Origin of the sequence: Vibrio pectenicida, from assembly GCA_024347015.1 — a bacterium.
Classification (GTDB): domain Bacteria; phylum Pseudomonadota; class Gammaproteobacteria; order Enterobacterales; family Vibrionaceae; genus Vibrio; species Vibrio pectenicida.
This window is the reverse complement of sequence record AP024890.1, coordinates 1,023,337-1,047,850: the sequence shown is the minus strand read 5'-3', so window position 1 is coordinate 1,047,850 and position 24,514 is coordinate 1,023,337. Positions and strand designations below refer to the sequence as shown.

Below are 24,514 nucleotides of genomic sequence, written 5' to 3'. Positions count from 1 at the left end.
TTTGCTTTAGGCTCCTTCGATAATCTCATCATCTGTTACACTGAAATTACTGATAACTATAACAGTGATAGGTGTGTGAATGTCTTTACCTGTTCTCATTTGTGATGACTCTGCTCTTGCTCGCAAGCAAATGGCTCGCTCATTACCAGCTTCCCTTAATGCAGAAATCACGTTTGCTGTCCATGGTCTAGATGCTTTAGAGCAATTAGAACAAAACGAATTCAAAATCATGTTTCTTGATTTGACCATGCCTGAACTTGACGGTTTTGGCACTCTGGATGAGATACAGGCTCGCGGGATTGATATCAAAGTGGTGGTTGTCTCAGGTGACATTCAGCCCAAAGCGAAAGAACGTGTTATGGCTTCTGGTGCCAAAGCCTTTATCCAGAAACCAATAGACAAAGACATACTTAACAGCGTGCTTAAAGAACTTGTTGAACCACAGTCCCAGCCTCAGCTTATAGCACAACCAGCACTTGATCTTCCGGTGCTTAAACGTCGAGATATCTACCGTGAAGTAGCAAACGTAGCAATCGGTGTGGCTGCCGATGCACTTGCGAGGCACTTCGATGTGTTTGTTCATCTTCCTTTACCTAATGTTAATATTTTGGAAGTTAGTGAATTGCAAATGGCATTGAGAGATCTTGCCGACAATGACCAAGTTTCTGGAGTTTGTCAGGGTTTTAGTGGTGAAGGGGTCGCAGGAGAAGCCCTTGTTATATTGAGTGATTCTAGCGTCTGTGACCTGAAAAAATTGATGAAAGTACCGACTGAAAGTGAGGAACTTCAGGAACTAGAATTACTGATGGACGTATCTAATATCTTGGTAGGTTCGTTTCTTAACGGTTTGGGTAAGCAGGCTGAAGTTCGATTTTTTCAAAGCCCGCCAGTGCTGTTAGGACAACATATCTCAATTGATTCTATTATTCAAAATACAGAAGGCTCATTTCAACAAACCATGACATTTGAAGTGAGCTATAACATTGATGGAACAGCAATACGTTGTGATTTATTGTTCATGTTTGTGGATGAGTCTCTTCCATTACTCGACGACAAGTTATCATATTTAATGGAGGACTTCTGATGGTCAATCTTCCTGCTGAATTTGAGCAGTTTCATTGGATGGTCGATATGGTACAAAATGTCGACTTGGGTCTTATCGTTATTAACCGAGAATATAAAGTTCAAGTTTGGAACGGGTTCATGACGCACCACAGTGGTATTCATGGCCATGATGCGATTGATAAAACTATTTTTGAGATTTTTCCAGAGATCCCAGAAGAATGGTTTAAAATGAAAACCAAACCTGTGTACGATCTAGGTTGCAGAAGTTTTATCACATGGCATCAGCGCCAATATTTATTTAAATGCCGAAATGTTCGCCCTGTGACCCAACAGGCAAGATATATGTACCAAAATGTTGCATTGAACCCAATGAGAACGCCTACAGGTGAAATAAAGTCATTGTTTTTATCTATTCAGGATGCGACTTCTGAAGCGTTAAGTGTAATTAGTCCACACAAATAACGTTACATGTATAGGCAAAAATAATCAGAGATACAGTTTAAAAGGGTCAGCGTTAGTCTGGCCCTTGTTATATTTAGGGGAAGAAATGTCATCAAGAATACCGTTATATAGCGCCGAGCAAGTTAAATCTGGCGAAGTAGAAGCCGCAAACGCTAAATCCATCTCTATGTATCAGCTCATGCTCAAAGCAGGAAAGTCAGTGTTTGAGGTAATGATCCAGCAATACCCAAAATGTAAGCGTGTACTGGTTGTTTGTGGCGGCGGCAATAATGGGGGAGATGGCTATGTAGTGGCAAAGTTGGCGCTCGAAGCCGGAATGCAGGTCTTAGTATGGCAAAGTGTTGATAAAGAGAAACTCTCTGGTGACACTTTGGCGGCTTATAATGAGTATCTCTCTCTTGGTGGTGTAATTGGTGTACCGGACTTTTCAAAAAAATTAGATTTTGACTGCATTATCGACGCCATATTAGGCACGGGCCTTAATGGAGAAGTACGGACATATACGGCTCAACTTATTGAAAAGTCAAATAATAGTGATATTGAAACTATTTCTGTCGATTTGCCTTCGGGGTTATCGAGTGATACCGGAAGCTGTTTGGGTGTGAGTGTAAAAGCGCAACATACGGTGTCGTTTATTGGTCTTAAATGTGGATTATTTACTGGCCAAGCACGTGCTTATACTGGTGAGGTTCACTTTAATGGATTGGATGTTGAAGATGTGTTTGATCAGCAAAACTTACCTAAAGCCTATCTTTTAAATTCTGCCCAAGATTTTGGCCCCTTAACAAAGCGAAATAAAGCGGCCCATAAAGGTCATCATGGTAAAGCGCTTATCATTGGTGGAAACCAAGGAATGGGCGGTGCTGCCCTGCTCAGTAGCCAAGCTTGTATGCGCGTTGGCGCGGGGTTAACCGCTTTGCTGACGCACTCAGAAAATACTATGGCATCGACAATAACTTGCCCTGAAGTGATGGCTTCATCATGGCAAGATGAATGGTCTGTGGAGCAACGGGTTAACCAATGGTGTGATTGTATTGCCATTGGGCCAGGGCTTGGCACAAATGAAGTCTCAAAGCAGATGTTTGACAGGGTCTGCGCATTAAATCTTAATAAAGTGCTTGATGCTGATGCCCTCAATTTTCTGGCGAGTAATCCAAATAAGGATGACCTGCGAATATTAACGCCTCACCCTGTCGAAGCAGCGCGATTACTCAACTGTTCAATTGATGAAATCGAAGGTGATAGGTATTTGGCAATAAAGAAACTACATGATCAATATGGCGGCGTTATTGTGCTAAAAGGCGCAGGTACTTTAGTATTTGATGGTAAGCATACCTATGTTTGCAATGCAGGTAATCCAGGGATGGCAACCGCAGGTATGGGGGATGTATTAACAGGCGTTATTGTTGGCTTATTAGCCCAAGGCGAAAATCTCATTAGTGCTGCGGTAAAAGGGGTGATGATTCATAGTATTGCAGCAGATAAAGAAGCGAAAATTAATGGAGAACGTGGTTTGTGTGCCAGCGATTTGTTGCCATATATACGCATCTTGGCTAATGATTAGAGCAGTTGGGTGAGTGTGATATGACGTATTACTGAGGTGAAATTTGGTTTGCAGACATTCGAAATGGTACCACAAAAAAATTGCAATTATCAGTCTTGCGGGAAATAAATCACAGCCTATAATGCTGAAAACCGGAGCGTCTGCCAACGCTCCGGTTTTTTTGTGTCCGAGGAACAGTAATCGCGTCTGCCAACGCTTTTACATCGCAGTTTGCCAGTGACACTTACACTATTGAATCAAGGAAATGCACAATGCGTATCGAACAAGAACTTAAGTTAGGTTTTAAAGATGTACTATTTCGCCCAAAGCGATCAACGCTAAAAAGCCGTTCTCAAGTTGAATTGACCCGCGATTTTACATTCAAGCATAGCGGCCGTCAATGGTCAGGAACCCCTGTTATTGCTGCGAATATGGACTCGGTTGGTAGCTTTGATATGGCAAAAGCGCTGGCTGAACATGGTGTTATGACCGCGGTTCACAAGCACTACACGGTGGACGATTGGGCTCAGTTTGTTAAACAAGCCGATGCAGCCACATTGAAAAATGTCATGGTTTCAACGGGTACATCCGAAGCCGACTTCCAAAAGACCAAAGACATCATGGCGCTGAGTGATGAGCTTATTTTTATCTGTATCGATATTGCTAATGGTTACTCTGAGCATCTTGTTGAATACATCGAAAAAGTACGAGCAGCGTTCCCAGACAAAGTGATTTCTGCGGGTAATGTCGTGACTGGCGATATGTGTGAAGAGCTTATTTTAGCGGGCGCGGATATCATAAAAGTGGGTATTGGCCCAGGCTCTGTGTGTACCACGCGTGTGAAAACCGGCGTTGGCTACCCTCAGCTATCAGCGATTATTGAATGTGGTGATGCTGCTCATGGGCTTGGCGGTGTGATCATTGGTGATGGTGGTTGCTCATGCGCGGGTGATGTGGCAAAAGCATTCGGCGGCGGCGCTGATTTTGTTATGCTTGGCGGCATGTTAGCTGGTCATGAAGAATCGGGCGGCGAGCTGATTGAAAAAGACGGCAAAACCTTTATGAAATTCTATGGCATGTCATCTGAGTCCGCCATGAAGAAACATTCAGGTGGCGTAGCCCAGTACCGCGCAGCCGAAGGAAAAACCGTACTATTGCCTTACCGTGGCAGCGTTCACGATACTATCTCAGACATCCTTGGCGGCGTACGCTCAACCTGCACCTACGTAGGCGCAGCAAAGCTTAAGGAGCTTACCAAACGTACCACTTTCATCCGTGTACAAGAGCAAGAGAATAACGTATTTGGAAGAGAGTAAAGCCCCAACGTTTCAGTAAAAACGACATTTACATATAAAAAGCCGCGTTTGCGGTTTTTTTTGTGTTGTACGGGTACTTGTGGATATCTTGATTAGATAATTCCCCTTGCAATATGATTTAAGTTAATAAATTCATATATTTATTAATTAAATATCTAGGCTAATGAAATAGGTTGTGTAACACTCGATGCTCAGTTTGATATGCAACTAGAGTGAAGCGTGTACTGGTGGGTTAATCATAAACAGACTTTCAAAGAAGAAATTACAGGTGGTTACATTTGGTCGCCGAAGACAAATACTAATGGAGCTAGAAACCAAAGTTACGAAAATATGCAAAAGACCCGTGTTGGGGATATTGTGTTCTCTTTTGCGTTTGCTGAGATAAAAGCAGCTGGTGAAGTTATAGAGTCATGTGTTTCTGCTACTAAGCCAGATGATTTTGGCATTAAAGGAAGCTATTGGGGTAACGAGGGGTGGTTGGTAAAAGTAGACTGGATGATTTTCGATAACCCTTTTCGACCCAAAGATCATATTGAGGAAATCAGACCATACCTTCCAGAAAAATACTCCCCTATCCAGAAGTCAGGGAATGGAAATCAAGGCTGTTATTTAGCAAGTATTAGTGATGAATTGGCACATATTCTTTTTAAACTCGCAAGTTTTGAATATGATAATACATCATGCATTCTATACGACGACCCTGAACATGAAATTCGAGACACGGATGCTGTAAATGGCATTCAATTGGATCGCGATATTTCCGAAACGGAAAAAGAACAACTAATCATTGCAAGAAAAGGGCAAGGTAGATATAGAAAAAACCTTGAACGGGTTGAGCCTTTTTGTCGAGTGACAGGTTTAATGGATAAATCATTTTTAATTGCAAGCCATTGTAAGCCATGGCGTGACTGTCAAAATCATGAACGTTTAGATGGTAATAATGGTCTTTTACTATCTCCGCATATAGATAAATTATTTGATAAAGGATGGATTTCGTTCACGCAAAATGGCGATTTGTTAGTCGCAAACGATAAAGTTATTTCAGTGCTGCGTATATGGGGAGTTGAGTATCCACTTAATGTTGGACGTTTTACCCGAGCGCAGGAAGTTTATCTTGCATACCACCGCTATAACTATGGATATTAATATATTATCTAGCTATCACTAATTCTTATTCAACTCTTGAAATAAGTGGATGAAGCTAATTGTAAAATCACCAGCTATTTTCCTAACTGGTGATTGACCATAGTATTAAATGAATATAAATAGAAGGCGAGCGAATTAATGGCCTTTCTAGCAGTAACTCATACTGAGGTTTTCACTTATAACTTTTCAAATACTTTGATTTAATAGCATCGAAAGTACCATTTTGTTGCACTTCAGTAAGCCTTTGGTTGAGGTCTGCTAATATTGCTTCGGCATTGTGAGTCTGTTTATTAACAATTAGGTAATAGGCCTTCTCATCAGTCACTTTGTACAGTAGGTTGTCTTGCGAGTTGTATATTTTTTGATCGATTTGATAAAGGCCTTTTTCCATTCCATATAAAATAGGCTCAATTTCACTTAGAAATATCTGGCAGCGGTTTTTACTTAATAGACTCAGAGCCTTAGAGGTACTATCGACAAGATTTATCTCATTTTTATAGTTAAAATGTTCGTAGTTATAACCTACTATACCGCAGGCTTGATTTTTATTGATATTGGATAAGTCTACCCAGACACTATCACTACCGGTGTAGAAATAACCAAGGCTGGATTTATATAGAGGAAATGCGTAGTCCATCAATTCGACATTTTGGTGTTTAAGGCTTGTAGATATAGCCACATCACATTGTGAGCCTTTGGCTTTCATGTCTCGCATCACTTTCGACCAAGACATGGGTGATATGGTGTATTCGTAGCGCGTTTTACTGAATATCTCTTTGACTAAGTCTGGCAGAATTCCCGTTATATCAGTTGCTTTGACTTTGGAAAGATTTTCATCCCATATTGTATATGGAACCCATGGACTGCCATCACCTAAACAAATTTTTACTTGTTGTAGGTTATTGCTTGCATAAGATTTAGAGGAAAGAGCGATGAGCGTAAATATTAGAACCACGTATATCCTTGCCATAACAATGCCAAAATAGTCTGCAACTAAGGTGAAGTATAGACAATACGGTTGACTAAGTGAGGAATTGGTCGATAAATGAAGTCGGGCTTATTGGAGGTAAACCACCCTTGGAAGTCGGTAAAATAATTATGTAGCCGCACTATTCACGAGTTTATTTCATTGCAGGTGAATAGTGCTGTTAAGAATAAGGCGAGTTAATGGCTCTTCCAACTGTAACCAAGGCTTAGGAAATAAAGCGCGGGGTCATTAAATTGTGCGACTGTATTGCCAAGTGGCCCTTGGAATTCTGAAGGATCAATCAAGGTGGCTTCTAAGGCAACTGAGATAGTATTGGAGTCATCCAATTGGTAATCAATGCCAGAGCCGATTCTATAAGCTTTACCGGCAGGAATAGTAATATCACCATGAGATTGGTCGGTAAACATGCTTGAATCGTAGGCAAAACCTGCATTCCATGTGATGCGGCTATTAAACTTATATTGAGTGCCAAATGCGATTTGATAGGTATCTTGAGTGTCTGCGCCCATTATTGTTTGGTAATCACTCCAGTCTTGCCAGTTAACGTTCCCCAAGACGGCAAGTTTATCGTTAATATTGTGAAAGGCACTAAACACGAGTTGCTGAGGGGCTACTGCATTGCTGGAATCAAACTCAAATTCAGCTTTATTGGTATAAGATATGCCGATGCGGGTGTCTGCGCTAAATTCATAAAATAGACCAAGCTTGCCATTAACTTGGACATCAGTGTCGTGTTGGTCGATGTTCACGGTATTGGAATTGCTGGAGTGTGCCTCTAGGTCAAATATGCCATAGTGGACTCCCAGAGAGGCACCAAGCGATAATTGGTCGTTAATTCGGTATGAAGCTGATGGTTGGAACGTTAGAGCTTGGGTGGTTGCACTGGGTACTTCAAGGCGAGAAAATAAATGCTCGTATTGGAGGCCTAATCCGTAGTTGCCGTATATGCCTGCACCAACTGTCCAATTTTCGTTCAGCTGTTGGCTGTAAAAAGCGGAGCCTAACGGAACATATTGGATAGTGTTTCCTGCGTTACCGCCTCCTACTGTGTCTAAGGTGGCATCGCCATAGAGGTTAATAAAGTTACCTGAAAAGGATTTTCCCTCTACATTGGCAAGGCCAGCTGGGTTGGCCGCAATAACCGATGAATCTTGAGCTCGGGCCGCCATACCAGCTGATGCTAGTCCGATATCAGTAGTTGATGTTTCATAAAGATAAAGGCCTCCAGCGTGGGCACTGGTGATAAGTATCATTGGCACTACAGCAACGATGTTGTTAATAGCTTTCATGGTAAACCTGCAAATATCTATACCATTAATGTAAATGGATGGTGGATAACGCCGACTCTTTGAGCGACGTCATCTCGAGTTTAAGGTAGCGCGTCCTTGCGCTTGGGACCTATTCTTGGATTACTGTTTTTTGAGCTGATCAAGTTGCTTGAGCTTTTGCTGTAGAGACAGCGAGCGGTAGCTCATATCAGCGGGGTTCATAGTTTCGCCTTGCTGCAGTGGGTAAGCTTCCAATGTGTTGGTGAATTGTCCAACTACATCTTGAATTGGAACAAATAGCCACATGTTGTCTGCCATCCATCTCAGGTACATGCCTGATTCTTTGGGCGCTTTTTCAAATGGGTCTGCACGTAAATGGATGATTTGAGGCCAGTTAGGCGTGGCTCGTGTGGCATCTGAAATATTGCCTTCCATAGTGGCAAAGTTGAGTTTCCAGTCATTCCATCGCACTGCATTTAACTCACCATTTGATGAAAAATACATCAGAGATTCACGGGGACCTTGCTTTTGCTTACCTTGGAAGTAAGGCATGAAGTTATAGCCATCGATATGAACGTGAAAGTCTTTACCATTGGCTTTATAGCCTTTGGCTAATTTCTCTTTTACATCGGGGACACCCGCGGCAGAAAGAAGAGTTGGCAACCAGTCTTGGTGAGCCATCATATCGTTATATTTGGCACCAGGTTTGATAACACCAGGCCAGCGAACAAGCTGAGGGACACGCATGCCACCTTCCCAAGTGGTGCCTTTCTCTCCATGGAACGGTGTAGCACCGCCATCTGGCCAAGTGACCGTTTCCGCGCCATTGTCGGTTGAATAGATAACAATGGTGTTATTTGCTACGCCGAGCTCATCTAGCTTATCGAGTAAGATCCCGACTTGATCATCATGCTCTAACATGCCGTCCGCATAAATACTTACACCAGACTTACCTCGATATTTCTCTTGTAGACGGGTCCAAACATGCATACGCGTTGTGTTATGCCAAATAAAGAAAGGTTTGTCGGCTTTAACGGCTTTTTCCATAAAGGCAAGCGAGGTTTCTAGGAACTCCTCATCAGCATGTTCCATACGTTTGCGCGTCATCGGGCCGGTATCTTCAATCTTACCGTCAGCGAAGGATTTAATCACACCACGAGGACCGTAGTTTTTACGAAACTCTGGATCTTTAGGGTAGTAATAGGTTTCTGGTTCTTCTTCTGCGTTGAGGTGATAAAGGTTACCGAAAAACTCATCAAAACCATGATTAGTAGGAAGATGTTGGTCCTGATCACCTAAGTGGTTCTTACCAAATTGTGCGGTCATATAACCTTGTTCTTTTAGAAGATCGGCGATGGTTGGTGCCCAATCTGGTATACCATGAGCTGAACCTGGCATGCCTATAGTAAGCAAGCCGGTACGGAATGGTTCCTCACCAGTAATAAATGCGGCTCGACCTGCCGTACAAGATTGCTGACCGTAGTGATCAGTAAATAATGCCCCTTCATTGGCTATGCGATCAATATTCGGGGTCTCATAACCCATCATGCCCTGATTGTAGGCACTGATATTCCAGTAACCCACATCATCACCAAATATTGCTAAGATATTTGGTTTATCTGCGGCCATTGCTGCCCCTGAGGTCGCGAGTATGCCGATACCAACAGCAAGCTTGCTTATTTGGTTAGCCATAAAAACTCCAAGTTGGTTGTAAGTTGAAACGAGTAAGGTGTGTTCCGTACTTCGTTGGCTAAATACGTTAATGCTGCTATTGGATAGTGTCGCTTTATACTGCTTATAACCATAGGTTATGTGGTAACTTAAGCTATTGTTTTAAAAAGGTTAATATCACTTGCTTCTGTTTTTCTGATGGAGCTGAAGCTCGACTTATATCACGTTAATTCACTTAAAAATCACAGTTATAAGATCTAGGTTTGAGTTTAGGATTTTTTATGCTACTAGGTTCGCATTGATTTGTTTTGTCGGCTATAAGTTTGTGTGCGGAATGCATTTTCTATTACAAACAGAGGTTTATATGACAGTGAAATATGGCGTGAAACGCCGGCTAGCGATTCTTGCCGCTGCTTTACTCGGTGTGACGACGAGCAGTATCGCAGCAGAAAAACCCAATATCCTGGTCATTTGGGGTGATGATATTGGTCAAACCAATGTCAGTGCATACACATTTGGGTTAGTTGGTTACAAAACACCGAACATCGATAGCATTGCAAAAGAAGGTATGATGTTTACCGATTATTATGGTGAGCAATCTTGTACGGCAGGTCGAGCCTCATTTATTACCGGCCAAACAGTTTTAAGAACAGGCTTGAGCAAAGTAGGTCTGCCTGGGGCTGATTTGGGCCTACAAGCAGAAGATGTGACCATCGCTGAGCTACTAAAACCACTTGGTTATATGACGGGGCAGTTTGGTAAGAACCACTTAGGTGATAAAGATGAGCACCTTCCAACTAACCATGGTTTTGATGAATTTTTTGGCAACCTCTACCATTTAAATGCTGAAGAAGAACCGGAAAACGTCGATTACCCGAAAGACCCTGAATTTCGTAAGAAATTTGGCCCTAGAGGCGTGATTAAATCGTTTGCCGATGGAAAAATTGAAGATACTGGCCCATTAACGCGTAAGCGGATGGAAACCGTGGATGAAGAAACCTTAGATGCCGCACTTGATTTTATGGATCGTTCGGTAAAAGCAGAGAAGCCTTTCTTTGTCTGGTGGAACGCAACTCGTATGCACTTTCGCACTCACGTTAAAGAAGATAACTTGGGCAAAACGGGCATCAGTTACTACGCTGACGCTATGGTAGAGCACGATAATCATGTTGGTCAGCTATTGAAGAAAGTTGATGAGCTGGGCATCAAAGATAACACAATTGTATTTTACTCTACCGATAACGGCCCTCACATGAATACTTGGCCTGATGCTGGTATTACGCCATTCCGTGGTGAGAAAAATACTAACTGGGAAGGTGCATTCCGTGTTCCAGCCATGGTACGTTGGCCTGGTAAGGTACAAGCCGGTAGTGTTTCAAATGAAATCATGCATCACATGGATTGGATGCCAACCTTCCTAGCAGCAGCAGGTCAAAACGATGTAAAAGAGAAGCTTGTCAAAGGCGACTCTGTTGGCGGGACAAACTATAAAGTGCACCTTGATGGCTACAATTTCTTGCCTTATTTGACCGGTGAAGAGAGAAAAGGTCCGCGAGAAGAAGTGTTTTATTTCTCCGATGATGGCGATTTAACCGCACTTCGCTATAACAACTGGAAAATAGTCTTCTTGGAGCAGAGGGTAGAAGGTACTTTGCGTATTTGGGCAGAACCTTTTGTAGAGCTACGTTTACCAAAAATTTTCAATCTACGAATGGATCCGTATGAAGTCGCTGATATCACATCAAATACTTATTATGATTGGATGATAGATAGAGCATATATGCTGGTTCCAGCACAAGCCTATGTTGGGAAATTTCTTGAAACGTTTAAAGAATTTCCACCAAGGCAGAAAGCAGCGAGCTTCTCACTTGATCAAGTGATGGAGAAATTGCAAGAAAGTCATAACAAGTAAATACATCATTGTTAGAGGGGCCAGTTTATGGCCCCTTATTTGATCCTGATAATAATTCCATCTTCAACTTATGCAATTAATTGTATTTGATGGTGAAATTCCTCTATCTTGGCTTAGGAAATAATAATTATTACAAGGGGAGTTATGATTCAGTGGGCAAGAGGTCAGGTCGTAAAGCGTCTATTTGTTCTCATTATATTGTTAATATTTGTGCAGCCTTCGTTTTCAAAAATGTTGAAATCAAATAACTCTTCCAGTCTTGGCTATGTTGGCAGTCAGGTCTGTATTGACTGCCACCAAAAAGAATCAGAGGCATGGAAAGGTTCTCACCACGACATGGCGATGAAACACGCCGATTCACAATCGGTATTAGGTGACTTCAACGACCATATTTTTACCTTACAAGATAAACCGAATCGTTTCTTCCGTAATGGGGAGGAATATTGGGTTAATATTCAAGGGCCTGACGGGAATTGGCATGATTATAAAGTCAGCTACACTTTTGGCTGGGAGCCACTGCAACAATACATGGTCGAGTTTGAAGATGGAAGAGTACAGCTGCTCCCTTTTGCATGGGATGCGCGGGTGATAGAAGAGGGGGGACAACGTTGGTTCCACCTCTACCCAGATACCACTCCGACAGACGAATTCTATTGGACCAACTCAGGGCAAAACTGGAACTTCATGTGCGCTGATTGCCATTCAACCAATGTAGAAAAAAACTATAACGCGCAGTTAAATACCTATTCTACCACTTGGTCTGAGATTAATGTTGGTTGTGAGGCTTGTCATGGGCCAGCAAGTCAACATATTGCATTGAGTAAATCGCAGAAGCAGTGGAGTAATGAAGTAGGGCATTATGGTTTTGAACGCGATTTATCCAAAGCCGTTAAGCAGTGGGTCCAACAGGAAGGACACAGTACGTTACAGCCTAAAGATATTACTATCACGCAGCAAGTGCAAACCTGTGCTCAATGCCACAGTCGCCGTACACAGCTTAACGAAACGGGTGACCATATCAATGGCGCTTTTCTTGATAGATATCGCCTGAGTTTAATTACTCCAGAACTTTATCATTTTGATGGACAAATCTATGACGAGGTATATGTTTATGGTTCTTTTTTACAATCAGAAATGGCGAAAAAAGGAGTAACTTGTACCAACTGTCACGATCCGCATAGCGCTGATCTTAAGATCGATGAAGAGGCGGTATGTCTGCAATGCCACTCTGCATCTGATTATACGCCAGAAAAACACACTTATCATACCGCGAATACCAAAGCGTCAAAGTGTACCACTTGTCATATGCCTGAAACTACGTATATGCAGGTTGACCCACGACGTGATCATAGTTGGCATGTTCCTCGCCCTGACGTGAGTCAACATATTAATACGCCCAATGTCTGTACTTCTTGTCACGCAGATCAAACGGCTCAATGGGCCGATAAGCAAATCGGTCAGTGGTTTCCTAACTCTAAGTATCGTAACCAACGCCATTTTTCATTGGCATTCTATGCCGATTCAATTGGGCATAGCGGAGCGCCGGATGCCTTGGCATATTCTGCACAGGACTCTTCATTAAGTGACATTATCCGTGCGTCAGCTTTAGAGCGTATGAGTGGAAATACTGGTCAGAATACACTGGTTTCTCTGGCACGTTCTGTTAAGCATCAAAATGACATGATACGCCTCGGTGCTATAGCGGGGTCTTCAGGTTATCCATTTAGCGATAGGTGGCAAATATTAGAGCCGCTTTTGAGCGATTCAGTACTGTCTGTTAGAGCAGAAGCGGCGGGCGCTTTGGTTCGTTATTATGTTGAGATGAATCCGCTTCAGCGCGAGAAAATCCAATCTCCACTCAATGACTATATGGATATTCAGAGGTTTAATTTGGATAGAGGTTTTGGCAGAACGAACCTTGCTAACGTCTATCGGGATATTGGTGAAACGGCCAAAGCTATTGATTCTTATCAACAAGCGATTGACATTGAACCTTACTTTGAAAATAGCTACGTCAATTTAGCCGATCTATATCGCTCGCAAGGTCATGATAGTAAAGCTATAGCGACACTTGTCGCCGGTATGAAAGCTCAACCCAAATCAAGTGCGTTGCCTTACAGCGCAGGTTTAGCGTGGCTGAGACTTGAAGACAATACCAAAGCAGTTAAGTATTTAAAACAGGCCGCTGAAATCGCTGAGCGTAATCCACATTATTGGTATGTTTATGGGCTTGCACTGGAAAAAAGTAGTGTTGTTGCTGCTAGTAAAGCGCTACATACGGCCTACAAGGTCGGAGGTGACCCTCAGCATCTGTACGCTGAATGTGAGGTATTAGCGCGTAACTATAAAGCTGGTGGTGTCGCTTTTGCGTTTGAAAAGTGTGTTAACCAATTGAGCAAACTTGTTCCACCTCAAGTTATTCAACAACTTAGGGCACGAGTATTAAGTACCAATGGTGGATAGAGCCTGTGTTTAGCAGCATTTTAAATATGTTAGGTATTAAGTTTATAACCAATAGTTATAGAGCTTGTGAGTAGGCTGTACACAGCAAACATTATGCACATTGAGGGAATACGATGAATCATGCACAGCAAGCCATGAATGAATTAATCAAACAAACTGAAAAAAGTGTCATCGGACAAAGCCATGTGGTTCAGGCATTAGTGATAAGTTTGCTTACCAACGGACATGTGCTGTTAGAAGGGCTACCTGGTACGGCTAAAACACGCTCTGTAAAGTCGTTAGCAGAGAGGCTTAATACCAGTTTTGGCCGTATTCAGTTCACGCCTGATTTATTGCCGTCAGATGTAACAGGAACTGAAGTTTATCAAGAGCTAGAAGGTAAACATCGGCTGACCTTTCAAGCCGGCCCCATTTTTAACAGTATTGTCCTAGCTGATGAGGTCAATCGTGCTCCTGCTAAAGTGCAAGCGGCCCTTCTTGAGGCTATGGCCGAAGGCACAATTACTGTTGGCGATAAAACCCATGTACTGCCTGAACTGTTTATGGTGCTTGCAACGCAAAATCCAGTAGAGCAAGAGGGCACCTATCCATTGCCAGAAGCTCAGATGGACAGATTCATCATGAAAGTCACGGTGGATTATCCACAAGATGAGGCCGAGCGTGACATTGTTCGATTGGTGCGTAGTGAAGAAACGAGTTCTCGATCTCAAGACAAACCACAATCGTCATGGCACATCGACCCTGAATTTGTTATCGAAGCACGCCGTCAGCTGCCTGACGTTGCCGTCTCTGAGTTAGTAGAAAATTACATTGTTGCTTTAGTGATGGCGACGCGTAAACCCGATCGTTATTCAGAGTCTATGCTGAAAAAATGGCTTGAAATTGGAGCCAGCCCTCGCGCGTCCATTGGATTAGATAAGTGTTCTAGAGCTTATGCATGGTTACAGGGGCGTGACCACGTAACGCCTGACGATGTTCGTGCTATGGTGCCATCCGTACTTGGTCACCGATTTTCTCTGTCTTATGATGCGCTGGCAGACGGAGTGGATCATCAACGTGTTGTTCAAGAGCTGCTTGATTGCGTAGAAATCGGATAGGCAGGAGATGCTATGGCACAGCCAACGATTGTTCCTCAGAGTCAAGGGCTTGATCCTCGTTTGTATTGTGAATACGCACGTTTGGTGCGTTTACAAGCACAAGTAAAATCTTTTAGTTTACTGCCTCACCTGAATTCAGGCAGCGTGTTATCGGGTCGACATAATTCACTCTTTCGTGGTCGAGGTTTGAACTTTGAAGAATTGCGCCACTACCAATTGGGTGATGACATTCGCAATCTTGATTGGAAGGTTACGATGCGTACTGGTAAACCACATGTGCGCAGTTACACAGAAGAAAAAGATCGTAACGTGATTATTTGTGTCGATCAGCGTAGTGGGATGTTTTTCGCTTCTACTCAAGTCATGAAATCTGTTGTTGCCGCTGAAGTGGCGGCTATGTGTGGCTGGCGAGTATTAAAAGATGCTGATCGAGTTGGGTTTGTTATTGCGTCAGATACTCTGTTATACCAAAGTAAAGCGCAGCGTTCCCAGCATGATCTACTGGCTCAACTTAAGCGATTATCACAAGCGAACCAGTCTCTAAATGTCAACTCTCGAAATTCAGACAACGTCAGCTTTGGTCAATGGATAGAGCTGATAAAACGAATGAAGCTGAAGCAGTCGACTTATATTATCATCAGTGATTGGAGAGATTGCGAAGAGCATCACCTTGATCACTTAAAGCAATTGCAGCAACATAACGATGTGCTTGCGGTGACAATAAGTGATCCTTTAGAGCAATCTTTACCCAAAGATTTGGCCAAAATTAACTGGGTGATTGGTGATGGTTATCACCAGTTAAATCTAGATAGTCAGGCCAAAGTTGCCATGGCAAGAGCTAGCTTAGAAAAGAAAACGGAGACGCAGCGAAAGTCACTGGTCGAGTTGATGGCAATGAAAAGGCTCCCTCATATCGAGTTAGACACATCAGGTGAGCACATCGCTCAATTCCAAAAGCTGGTGGGAGGGAGATAAATGACAGAATTACATAAGCCTCCAAGCACTTATATTTTACGTCAACTTCATGATGTTGTTGTTCCTGACAGTGTCAGCTGGCTACCTCAGACAATAGGCTGGAAAGTCTTGGCTGTTTTTGGGTTTGCCCTATTAGCGTACGGATTATACTGCAAAGCTTGGCAATGGTGGGTTAACCGTTATCGAAGCGAGGCAATACAAGCGATATCAAGACTAAAACCGAGTGATGCTGATCAGCCTCAAGAGCTTTTTTCAATTCTAAAAATAGTTCTTATTTATCTCGATAATGCAAATGCACCATTATTTGACGAACAGTTTTTGCAAAAGCTTGATGCACTAAATCCTAATAGCGTCCAATTTACTGATGAAGTCGGAAAGCGCTGGGTTAAGAGTGTTTTCGATCCGAACATAGTACTTGATGCTTCAGAATGCTTATTGTTGAACCAACGTGCAATGGAATGGGTGAAAAGACATGATAATCGACAAGTAAAGCCAGTTTTGAAAAAGCACTTAAGGCGATTGATAGGAGGACGGTATGAATGATTTCCTTACCTTATTGGTCAACATATCCAGCGTTAAGTTTGAACACCCACTGTGGTTTTTTATTCTGCCGTTACCCATCACTATTTATTATTTTCTTCCTGCTTATCGCACCAAACAAGTGGCGATAAAAGTGCCTTTTTTCAGCCAACTGGTGAATGCGATTGGCGAAATCCCCAAACAAGGGGCGAGCCAACTTTCTCCTAGTTGGTGGCAGCGCGCGACCTTAATTTTGTCTTGGCTATTGGTTGTCACCGCTATGGCTAAACCAACCATTTTAGGCCCACCACAAATTCGTGAAAGTTTAGGTCGAGATCTTATGGTGGTGGTTGATTTGTCAGGTTCGATGGCAGAGCAAGATTTTATGTCTAAAACAGGTAATAAAATCTCTCGGCTTGATGCGGTAAAAGAGGTTCTAACTGATTTTGTGCAAACACGTCAAGGTGATCGACTTGGTTTGATTCTTTTTGGTGATGCTGCGTTTGTCCAGACTCCATTTACCTCAGATCAACAAGTATGGCTTGAGCTGCTTAAACAAACAGATGTTGCGATGGCAGGACAAAGTACTCATTTAGGTGATGCCATTGGCTTGGCAATAAAAGTCTTTGATCAAAGTGAACCGCTGGAAGTTGAAGGTAAAAACAAGCGTGAAAAGCTCGCTATAGTGCTTACTGATGGTAATGATACAGGCAGTTTTGTTGAGCCGATTGATGCCGCGAAAGTGGCGAAGGCGAAAGGGGTACGTATTCATGTGATTGCCGTGGGAAACCCCAAAACAGTCGGAGAAACAGCTCTAGATACAGACACTATAGAGCGCATCGCAAAAGAATCAGGTGGTGAGGCGTTTGAGGCGCTAAATCGTGATGAGCTTGCAAAGGCTTATGCTCAAATTGGGCAGTTAGAAACGCAGCTTTATGAAAGTACTACCTATCGGCCAAAGCAAAGTGTTCACCAGTATTTAATGGCTTGGGTTGTGATCATGTACTTATCTGCATTTTCTCTAACGACTTTGAAACGTAAGCAAGTTAAAACCAATAGACTCGTTTCTTCTCGGCAAGAAAAAGATACCAATGTAGCGGGAGAGAAACATGTTTGACTCGCTATATTTCGAGCAGTTTATTACTCAGTTTCATTTTATCCGCCCATTTTGGCTGTTGACACTTATCCCTATGCTTTTACTGCTCTGGTTAAGATGGAGAGAAGAGAGCAAACCGAGCTGGAAGGACATTTTACCAGAGCATTTACGCCAAGCTTTGATTCTTGGAGAACACGGCTGGCGCAAGCAGCTACCACTTAAACTATTAGTGGTAATTATTGGCTTAGCCATCATCACTTGCGCAGGACCAAGTTGGCAGCGTCAAGCGTCGCCTTTTGGCGAAGATAAGGCATCCATGTTGGTAGTCATGGATAACAGCGATTCTATGCTGCAAAAAGATCTACCTCCAAGTCGTTTAGAGCGATCCAAGCAAAAGATTCATGATTTGTTATCCGTAAGAAAAGGGGGTAGTACCGGGCTTGTCGTCTATTCAGGTTCAGCGCATGTTGCTATGCCTATTACTCAAGATAGCCATGTATTTGCCCCATTTCTTGCTGCTATCTCGCCTGAAATTATGCCAGCTAAGGGTAAAATGGCGGAAAAAGCACTACCTCTGATTGATCAACAATTAAAGGGACAGCTAGGTTCAACAGTGCTTTTGGTTACTGATGGTGTTAATCCAGCCACGATTGAAGCGTTTAAAACTTATTTTGCTGATAAACCTTATCAGCTTTTGATTCTGGCTGCCGGCAATGCTGAGCTTGTGTCAGATCGTCCCATCGATTTACATTCACTACGTCAACTTGCCAGTGTCACATCTGGGCACCTGGTTGAAGTAACGGTTGATAATACCGACATCGATACTTTAAGCCGCTATATTGAGCGTAACATGCAGCTTAATGGCGATTTATCCATGCCATGGCAAGATATGGGGTATGAACTGTTAGTCCCTATTGCGGTGATCATGTTGCTCTGGTTTCGCAAAGGTTGGTTAGTCCAATGGTGCTTGATTGTCGTCATCACGACAACTTTATTTTTGCCTCAGCAAGTCAAGGCGGAGACAGTTTCACTCAAAGCTGATATTCCCGAGGTAGTTCAAGAGGTGACGACTTGGGACAAAGTGTCCCAATGGTGGTGGGATCTATGGCTAACACCTAACCAGCAAGGTCAGCGTTTGTTTAATCAAAATGAATATTTAGAAGCGGCAAAGCACTTTACCGACCCGCTAAGAAAAGGCACCGCTTATTATTATGCGGCTGAGTATAAACTCGCTCACAGTACATTTTTGGAAATGCAGAATGCTCCGTCAAAAGCGAGAAGAGAATTAGGCTTATATAATGCCGCAAGCGCGCTTGCACGCCAGCGTGAATATTTAGCTGCGCGCGATGTTTTGCAGTCTCTTGCTGACAAAGATACGTTGGACCGTCATTTAAGAGAAGATGTTGAGCATAATCTTATCGTCATTAAAGGGATTGTCACAGAAATAAACCAAACGAGTGAAAGCCAAGCGGGAACGGAGAATGACGCATCAAAAGAGCTGGGTGATAATCCACAGACAGCAGAAGGGGCAGATGAAAAAACCTCTGCTGAATTAATGATTAATGAGACGTTAAGTGCCGACGAGATCCTTGCAGATGAAAGCATTGCCAATAAATGGCTAAAAGGCGTAGAAGCAGATCCTAAATACTTCTTACAGGCTAAGTTTCAGATTCAGCTGCGTTATACAACAGTAATTACCAGCAATTCTAGCTTCGAGGGGCAAGCGCAATGACAATTACATTAAAGCGTGGTGCTTCTACTTATCTGATATTTATGATTTTTACGTTGTTATGTTTACTTAGCATATTGGTATCAAGCTCATGTTATGCCCAAAACATTCACGATCTTGAACGTAACAATGAGATCGAGCTATTAGCTTGGGTTGGTAAACAAAGTAACGACTCTAGAAATAACAAGACACCTAAATTTAGTGTTAATGAGCAAGTTATTTTGTACATTGAGGTTGCAACCCCACGCTGGCTTACTGGTGGAACTCGCATTGGTAGTGTCGAAATACCCAGTGTAATTACTAAGCAGAGAAATCAGTTAGCAACCAATTATACTGAGCGAAAAGAGGGCCAAACATGGTCTCGTCAACGCTGGGAGGTGACTATTTACCCCCAGTCTTCAGGTAGATTTGTGATTCCACCGATTGCTGTTGGAGTGCAAGTTTCAGCCTCTGACGGCGCTAAAGTCGTTGGCACTTTATATACACAGCCGATTCATTTTGAAGCCATAATGCCTTCAGGCTTGATCAGTGACAAGTCGCAGTGGTTTTCAGCAACAGATGTTGAGGTAAAACAGACTTGGTCAACCTCAAATGATGAGCTCAAAGTCGGTGATGCGATTACTAGAACAATTATTATTAATGCAAACGACAGCCTATCAGTTCTGCTGCCTGATCTTTTATCCGATGGTCCTACAACTAAATACCAAGCATACCCGAAACCTAATAAACTTTCAGACATGCAAACCCGCGGTGATTATCAATCAAGCCGAAGTGAAGAAACGGTTTATGTGATTCAACAAGGAGGGGAACTTAAGCTACCTGAATACCATTTTCAGTGGTGGAATAGCAAAACAAAACAGATTGAAACACACGTTATTTCTGGAAAAATCTTTACTGCAAAACACACACTGAAGTCTTTCATTCATGCTTATGCGTTATGGCTTGTAAGTGGTATTACTTTTATTGTGACAATGGTGTTGATGGCTATTAGTATTGGTCAATATTATCGTAAACACCCAATGCCTCCTTGGTGGGTTTTTAATCAGATGCTGAGAGATAAACGTTGGGGTACAGCACGAGCCTTGTTATATAAGCAATTAAGAGTGAATTCAAATAACTTGGAGATGGGTAAGGCGGATTCTTCAGATGTTTGGAAGGGTTGGTGTGACCATATTCAAAATGGGTTCCAAGACAGAAAGTTGTTCCGATCTATGTGGAAAGTGATTGGTAAAATGAAGGACAATCATAAAGGTCTATCAGTACCTCCTAAAGCACTACCCCAACTAGATAGTAGGCGAAGAGAAAAAAATAAGTCATCAGGTAAAAATACATCTCAAAACTATCACTAGATAATAAGAATCAATTGCAGTAATGTGATTTTGTTATTACCCTCGCCATTGAGTTTTTTCTATTGATGCTACAGCCATAAGCTCAGATACTTTGTAGGCAGCCAGTATATTTGGCATTTATCTTTACTTATCAACTAGGTGGGTTGCTAAATTTGACGCCTATACTGCAACACATCCAGTCGGAGTTTATTGCTGGTTTCAAATTTGAGTCTAAAACATGCATTGCCACTCAGTTTCTTGATTCTAAGTCGTTATGTGTGAAGCAGTTAGTTAGAATGGGGTATTACTTGGTTTTATGTTGGCGCAATGAAGAGTACAGACTTAAACCTTATCCCAATTTTTGTGGCTATATTCGAAGAGCAGAATTTGTCTAAGGCTGCGGCTAGGTTAGACATTAGCCAGCCTGCCGTGAGTAAAGCGCTCGCCCGCCTCAGAGACATCTATGACGAACCTTTGTTTCACCGCAGTAGTTCTGGTGTTGATCCAACCAGTTTTGCTATGGATATCTATCCTGCAATGTTGACGGCGCTGAAGAACTTTACCTCGACCTTATCTGCTTCAAGTAGTTTTGACCCCAAAATATCAAATCGAATTTTTTCTATTGCCTGTTTGTCAGTAGCAAGTTACGAGTTAATGCCGCAGCTTTTGTGTCAAATTCGCCAGCAAGCACCAAATATTGCTTTGGAAGTTCATCCACTATTTACCGAGGATTATGAAAGTGACTTGCGCTTACAGCGTTATGATTTGATCATCGATTTACCGCCGCGCGGACGTACTGTATTAAAAATGGAAGCTGTTTTTTCAGAGCGCTTAATGGTGGTTTGTAGTGCTAAACATCCGCGCCTCAAAGAGTCTTGCAGCGTTGAACAATTTTTAGCCGAACAACATGTGGTCGTCGCTCGTTGGCAGGCGAGAGATAGTTTGCTTACCGGTGAAGATATAGAAGATTTAGCACGGAGAAACATTGTTTATCGTGCGGCTGGTGCAATGGAAATGTTACCAGTTATCAATGGTAGCGAGCTTATCGGTACTTTACCGCAATCGACTGTTGAGCATTTTTCAAATACCTATAGCCTTAAGGCGCTTCCTTTGCCCTTTGAGGATAGCGTGCATGACTTATACGCAATTTGGCACTCCAGCCGAACTAACGAAAGTGCACATCAATGGTTAAGAGCGCAAATCAAGCGGGCAGGAAAAGCGATCCGAAAACAGGAATTTTGATTTGAAAGTTCCCCATAGTGGGAAGCAATCGACTTATTGCTACGGCAGCGATTGACCAAGTGCCCTGAGTTTGAAACGAAATTCTGACGGGTAGGCACGCGTTTATTACTAACTCATACTCTCTAAGAAGTGCTATTAATACCCTTTCGGAAAATGAATGGATTTAGCTTTTGTTTTTTGAACTGATAAAGAATGAAAATTATCTGGTTAGTTAGTACACCACTATGATAGCTATATATTATATAGCTATCATAGTGGTGTACTAACTGTACTTGCGCCTAGACTTGAGATGTAGGTATGACGCTTAAACCATCACTTTTTGTGAAAGCTAGAACTTTGTCTGCAGCACTATTTTTCACTCCTGTTGCAAAAAACTCTTTTGTATGCGAATTGAGCTCCATTTTAGATCCACTATTTTCAAATGTATAAGTTCCATCAGGAGAGCAAGATAAACTAAATTTATTGCTACTAATTGAGAAATTACCATCCGAAAGATTATGCTTTTTTAAAAAGGTTCTCAATCCGGCACCTGAAACTTCAGACAGGTTATTTATTGTTAGATCTTTCACTTTTCAATCTCCTTTTATCGATATAAATAATAAAAACTAGAGTGTAAATACTAGTTACGCATCGAGATTAACCATTATTGATTTAATTATCAAAATTCATTAATTTATAATATTTTCATGGGTTATTATATTTTTTAATGAGTTAGTATGATTCAGATGGTTTTTATTGAGCCGCTTTGTATTCCAATACTATTTTTAATGAAAAGCGATCCGAAGACAGGAATTTTGATTTGAAAGTTCCCCATAGTGGGAAGCAATCGACTTATTGCAACGGCAGCGATGGACCAAGTACCCTGAGTTTGAAACGAAATCCTGATGGGCAGCCATGTGTTTATTATCAACTTATACTCTCTAAGATGTATTATTAAGAGGCTCACGGGCGCTGAATGGGTTTAGGCTTCGTTATATGAAAACTATCAAACTAGTTGCGATAAATCTATGCTAGCTATATGTTATATAGCTAGCTCGGAGGTATACTATTATTACTAGAGTTAGAGATATAGACTCTAGAAGTTGTATAGCTTCTCTGTTTTTGATAAGTGGAGTTTGCCCACTAGTATTATTATTTTTTGTTAGGTGTTTGCATATCCCGCATTATACTCAACTGCAAAGCTACCACTTTCAATCCTGTGAACTCCATGATGATTAGAGTATTTAAAATCGTATCCATGAATAGACAGAGTATAGTCTTTATTCGAAAAACTAAAGCTATTTAGAGTGTCAAACAGTATATTTCCGCCTGAAACTTCAGACAGGCTATCGAGTGTTAGGTTTTTCATTTTATAATCCCCGTTCAGTGAAAAATTAATAATAAAAATCAGAGTGTAAATAATATTCAGATTCCAAACTTAAACGCTGTTGATTTTACTATCAAGTTTTGTTTTTTTATAGAATCAATGTGAACTATTATATTTTTTAATGTATTGATATAATTCAGTTGATTTATGATTTAATCACTTTTCATACCAATATTATTCTCAAGGGGGAGTGATCAGCCAAGTGGTATTTGAATACTTGTTTACAAGGAAAAGCTTGTTCTGAGTTTAAGACAGGCATTTTGATTTGAAAGCTCCCCATAGTGGGGAGCAATGAGTAAATTAATATATGGTGCACCATTCTTTTCTCATATCGATAAGATACCAATTGTTACGCTGGTTGGCCTCATCCATAGCTTTATCGAGGTGACCAACGCTCGACTTACGGTCGTATTGCCACTCTCTGTCTTTGTCTGTGTGATGGACGATCATCGCCATAGAATTAGGTTGACTAGTCGCCCATTGCATCATTGCATGGTCGCCGTCTGAATTACCTACAGCAAGGATTGGCTTCTTACCAATAACATGTTGTATATTTTCAACTTTAACGGCTTTATCATCAATGCTAAGGATTTCATTGAGCTTAGTGACCGTTGGGTTGCCGTCGTTATAGTCGTATTGGTATTTGAGCGCACTACCAATGATTTGCTCTTGAGGAATGTTGTATACGTCTGGCGCCCAGACACGCATAAAATCAACGCCACCGCCCGAGACAATGTATGTCTTAAACCCATTATCTTGAAGATAAGTGAGCATTTCACGCATTGGTTTGTATGTGAGATCAGTGTAAGCCTTACTAAAGCGAGGATCTTTGGCCGCTTTCAACCACTTCTCAACGCGGCTTTGATACTCTTCGACAGTCATGCCGCTGTGGGTCGCAGTGACTATTTTAAGTAACGCTTTCTCGCCGCCCCTTAGTACACCAGGTATGTCGTTTTTGAGTACAGACTTGAATGGCTCCTGTGCTTTCCATTCAGGATGAGAACTGGCCATAGATTTTACTTGGTCAAAAGCGAAGGCAAGTTGGAAGTAATAAGGTTTTTCTGACCAAAGTGTTCCATCATTATCAAACACGGCAATACGGTCTTGCTTGGGGATAAAAGTTTTAGTCGATTTATCAGTTGATTGGGAAACGAACTGAGTGATTTTAGTTTTGCTTACGCCATCTTTCCATGAAGGCAATAAACTTGGATCACAATCTAAAGCTAAAGCTGAGAATGATAAACCAGATAAGACTGCGAGGGTACAGATGTGTTTTTTCATTTTATTATTTACCTATGTATTTATTGTTTACCGCCGATACAGTGAGG

General features: G+C 41.9%; 20 protein-coding genes. 14 read left to right on the top strand and 6 right to left on the bottom strand.

Annotated elements, in window-relative coordinates; all coding sequences use genetic code 11:
- Positions 1-79: 79 nt before the first annotated feature.
- The 5 genes from OCV27_RS19690 to OCV27_RS19670 all read left to right on the top strand — a co-directional run bounded on the left by OCV27_RS19690 (position 80) and on the right by OCV27_RS19670 (position 5,532).
- A complete protein-coding gene (locus OCV27_RS19690; protein WP_125323221.1) occupies positions 80-1,084 on the top strand; it encodes a response regulator in 1,005 nt (334 codons plus the stop codon).
- Entirely contained in the window at positions 1,084-1,527 is a 444-nt protein-coding gene (locus OCV27_RS19685; RefSeq protein WP_125323220.1) for a PAS domain-containing protein, read from the top strand. Before OCV27_RS19690 ends, OCV27_RS19685 begins: the two co-directional genes overlap by 1 nt.
- An 85-nt stretch (positions 1,528-1,612) precedes the next feature.
- On the top strand, positions 1,613-3,091 hold the full coding sequence (locus OCV27_RS19680; protein ID WP_125323219.1) for an NAD(P)H-hydrate dehydratase: 1,479 nt from the start codon (positions 1,613-1,615) through the stop codon (positions 3,089-3,091).
- Between the two features lie 251 nt (positions 3,092-3,342).
- Positions 3,343-4,386, top strand: a complete 1,044-nt coding sequence (locus tag OCV27_RS19675) for a GMP reductase (RefSeq protein ID WP_125323218.1) — start codon at positions 3,343-3,345, stop codon at positions 4,384-4,386.
- 330 nt (positions 4,387-4,716) lie between these two features.
- A complete protein-coding gene (locus tag OCV27_RS19670) occupies positions 4,717-5,532 on the top strand; it encodes an HNH endonuclease (RefSeq protein ID WP_125322715.1) in 816 nt (271 codons plus the stop codon).
- Between the two features lie 172 nt (positions 5,533-5,704).
- Here the strand turns inward: OCV27_RS19670 and OCV27_RS19665 are convergent, their stop codons facing one another.
- The 3 genes from OCV27_RS19665 to OCV27_RS19655 all read right to left on the bottom strand — a co-directional run bounded on the left by OCV27_RS19665 (position 5,705) and on the right by OCV27_RS19655 (position 9,480).
- A complete protein-coding gene (locus tag OCV27_RS19665) occupies positions 5,705-6,502 on the bottom strand; it encodes a substrate-binding periplasmic protein (protein WP_125322714.1) in 798 nt (265 codons plus the stop codon).
- Positions 6,503-6,696: 194 nt separating this feature from the next.
- The gene (locus OCV27_RS19660; RefSeq protein ID WP_125322713.1) at positions 6,697-7,809 is read right to left on the bottom strand and encodes an OmpP1/FadL family transporter; all 1,113 of its coding nucleotides are present in this window, start codon (positions 7,807-7,809) and stop codon (positions 6,697-6,699) included.
- A gap of 120 nt (positions 7,810-7,929) precedes the next feature.
- Positions 7,930-9,480, bottom strand: a complete 1,551-nt coding sequence (locus OCV27_RS19655; RefSeq protein WP_125322712.1) for an arylsulfatase — start codon at positions 9,478-9,480, stop codon at positions 7,930-7,932.
- Between the two features lie 343 nt (positions 9,481-9,823).
- Between OCV27_RS19655 and OCV27_RS19650 the strand changes: the two genes are divergently transcribed.
- From OCV27_RS19650 to OCV27_RS19610, 9 genes are all read left to right on the top strand, one after another.
- Entirely contained in the window at positions 9,824-11,371 is a 1,548-nt protein-coding gene (locus OCV27_RS19650) for an arylsulfatase (protein ID WP_125322711.1), read from the top strand.
- Positions 11,372-11,515: 144 nt separating this feature from the next.
- On the top strand, positions 11,516-13,834 hold the full coding sequence (locus OCV27_RS19645; RefSeq protein WP_125322710.1) for a cytochrome c3 family protein: 2,319 nt from the start codon (positions 11,516-11,518) through the stop codon (positions 13,832-13,834).
- 113 nt (positions 13,835-13,947) lie between these two features.
- On the top strand, positions 13,948-14,931 hold the full coding sequence (locus OCV27_RS19640; RefSeq protein WP_125322709.1) for an AAA family ATPase: 984 nt from the start codon (positions 13,948-13,950) through the stop codon (positions 14,929-14,931).
- Positions 14,932-14,943: 12 nt separating this feature from the next.
- Positions 14,944-15,906 (top strand): DUF58 domain-containing protein, encoded by a 963-nt coding sequence (locus tag OCV27_RS19635; RefSeq protein ID WP_125322708.1) that lies wholly within the window; start codon positions 14,944-14,946, stop codon positions 15,904-15,906.
- The gene (locus OCV27_RS19630; protein ID WP_125322707.1) at positions 15,907-16,449 is read left to right on the top strand and encodes a DUF4381 domain-containing protein; all 543 of its coding nucleotides are present in this window, start codon (positions 15,907-15,909) and stop codon (positions 16,447-16,449) included. It begins immediately after the preceding gene.
- Positions 16,442-17,542, top strand: coding sequence for a vWA domain-containing protein (locus OCV27_RS19625; RefSeq protein ID WP_125322706.1), 1,101 nt, complete (start codon positions 16,442-16,444; stop codon positions 17,540-17,542). The genes OCV27_RS19630 and OCV27_RS19625 overlap by 8 nt, the downstream gene beginning before the upstream one ends.
- Positions 17,535-19,253 carry a vWA domain-containing protein gene (locus OCV27_RS19620; protein WP_125322705.1) on the top strand — a complete coding sequence of 573 codons (1,719 nt, stop codon included), beginning with the start codon at positions 17,535-17,537 and terminating at the stop codon, positions 19,251-19,253. The genes OCV27_RS19625 and OCV27_RS19620 overlap by 8 nt, the downstream gene beginning before the upstream one ends.
- A complete protein-coding gene (locus tag OCV27_RS19615; RefSeq protein ID WP_125322704.1) occupies positions 19,250-20,599 on the top strand; it encodes a BatD family protein in 1,350 nt (449 codons plus the stop codon). Before OCV27_RS19620 ends, OCV27_RS19615 begins: the two co-directional genes overlap by 4 nt.
- Before the next feature lie 306 nt (positions 20,600-20,905).
- Entirely contained in the window at positions 20,906-21,820 is a 915-nt protein-coding gene (locus OCV27_RS19610; RefSeq protein ID WP_125322703.1) for a LysR family transcriptional regulator, read from the top strand.
- Positions 21,821-22,098: 278 nt separating this feature from the next.
- Here the strand turns inward: OCV27_RS19610 and OCV27_RS19605 are convergent, their stop codons facing one another.
- The 3 genes from OCV27_RS19605 to OCV27_RS19595 form a co-directional block, all read right to left on the bottom strand.
- The gene (locus OCV27_RS19605; protein WP_125322702.1) at positions 22,099-22,389 is read right to left on the bottom strand and encodes a hypothetical protein; all 291 of its coding nucleotides are present in this window, start codon (positions 22,387-22,389) and stop codon (positions 22,099-22,101) included.
- Positions 22,390-22,961: 572 nt separating this feature from the next.
- Positions 22,962-23,168 carry a hypothetical protein gene (locus tag OCV27_RS19600; protein WP_125323500.1) on the bottom strand — a complete coding sequence of 69 codons (207 nt, stop codon included), beginning with the start codon at positions 23,166-23,168 and terminating at the stop codon, positions 22,962-22,964.
- Between the two features lie 318 nt (positions 23,169-23,486).
- Positions 23,487-24,467 carry an HAD family hydrolase gene (locus OCV27_RS19595; protein ID WP_125323093.1) on the bottom strand — a complete coding sequence of 327 codons (981 nt, stop codon included), beginning with the start codon at positions 24,465-24,467 and terminating at the stop codon, positions 23,487-23,489.
- Positions 24,468-24,514: the final 47 nt, after the last annotated feature.

What these genes read in the sequence shown, in the direction of transcription:
- OCV27_RS19690 (WP_125323221.1), top strand. Translation starts at nt 80, where the DNA reads ATGTCTTTACCTGTTCTCATTTGTGATGACTCTGCTCTTGCTCGCAAG.
- OCV27_RS19685 (WP_125323220.1), top strand. Translation starts at nt 1,084, where the DNA reads ATGGTCAATCTTCCTGCTGAATTTGAGCAGTTTCATTGGATGGTCGAT.
- OCV27_RS19680 (WP_125323219.1), top strand. Translation starts at nt 1,613, where the DNA reads ATGTCATCAAGAATACCGTTATATAGCGCCGAGCAAGTTAAATCTGGC.
- OCV27_RS19675 (WP_125323218.1), top strand. Translation starts at nt 3,343, where the DNA reads ATGCGTATCGAACAAGAACTTAAGTTAGGTTTTAAAGATGTACTATTT.
- OCV27_RS19670 (WP_125322715.1), top strand. Translation starts at nt 4,717, where the DNA reads ATGCAAAAGACCCGTGTTGGGGATATTGTGTTCTCTTTTGCGTTTGCT.
- OCV27_RS19665 (WP_125322714.1), bottom strand. Translation starts at nt 6,502, where the DNA reads ATGGCAAGGATATACGTGGTTCTAATATTTACGCTCATCGCTCTTTCC.
- OCV27_RS19660 (WP_125322713.1), bottom strand. Translation starts at nt 7,809, where the DNA reads ATGAAAGCTATTAACAACATCGTTGCTGTAGTGCCAATGATACTTATC.
- OCV27_RS19655 (WP_125322712.1), bottom strand. Translation starts at nt 9,480, where the DNA reads ATGGCTAACCAAATAAGCAAGCTTGCTGTTGGTATCGGCATACTCGCG.
- OCV27_RS19650 (WP_125322711.1), top strand. Translation starts at nt 9,824, where the DNA reads ATGACAGTGAAATATGGCGTGAAACGCCGGCTAGCGATTCTTGCCGCT.
- OCV27_RS19645 (WP_125322710.1), top strand. Translation starts at nt 11,516, where the DNA reads ATGATTCAGTGGGCAAGAGGTCAGGTCGTAAAGCGTCTATTTGTTCTC.
- OCV27_RS19640 (WP_125322709.1), top strand. Translation starts at nt 13,948, where the DNA reads ATGAATCATGCACAGCAAGCCATGAATGAATTAATCAAACAAACTGAA.
- OCV27_RS19635 (WP_125322708.1), top strand. Translation starts at nt 14,944, where the DNA reads ATGGCACAGCCAACGATTGTTCCTCAGAGTCAAGGGCTTGATCCTCGT.
- OCV27_RS19630 (WP_125322707.1), top strand. Translation starts at nt 15,907, where the DNA reads ATGACAGAATTACATAAGCCTCCAAGCACTTATATTTTACGTCAACTT.
- OCV27_RS19625 (WP_125322706.1), top strand. Translation starts at nt 16,442, where the DNA reads ATGAATGATTTCCTTACCTTATTGGTCAACATATCCAGCGTTAAGTTT.
- OCV27_RS19620 (WP_125322705.1), top strand. Translation starts at nt 17,535, where the DNA reads ATGTTTGACTCGCTATATTTCGAGCAGTTTATTACTCAGTTTCATTTT.
- OCV27_RS19615 (WP_125322704.1), top strand. Translation starts at nt 19,250, where the DNA reads ATGACAATTACATTAAAGCGTGGTGCTTCTACTTATCTGATATTTATG.
- OCV27_RS19610 (WP_125322703.1), top strand. Translation starts at nt 20,906, where the DNA reads ATGAAGAGTACAGACTTAAACCTTATCCCAATTTTTGTGGCTATATTC.
- OCV27_RS19600 (WP_125323500.1), bottom strand. Translation starts at nt 23,168, where the DNA reads ATGAAAAACCTAACACTCGATAGCCTGTCTGAAGTTTCAGGCGGAAAT.
- OCV27_RS19595 (WP_125323093.1), bottom strand. Translation starts at nt 24,467, where the DNA reads ATGAAAAAACACATCTGTACCCTCGCAGTCTTATCTGGTTTATCATTC.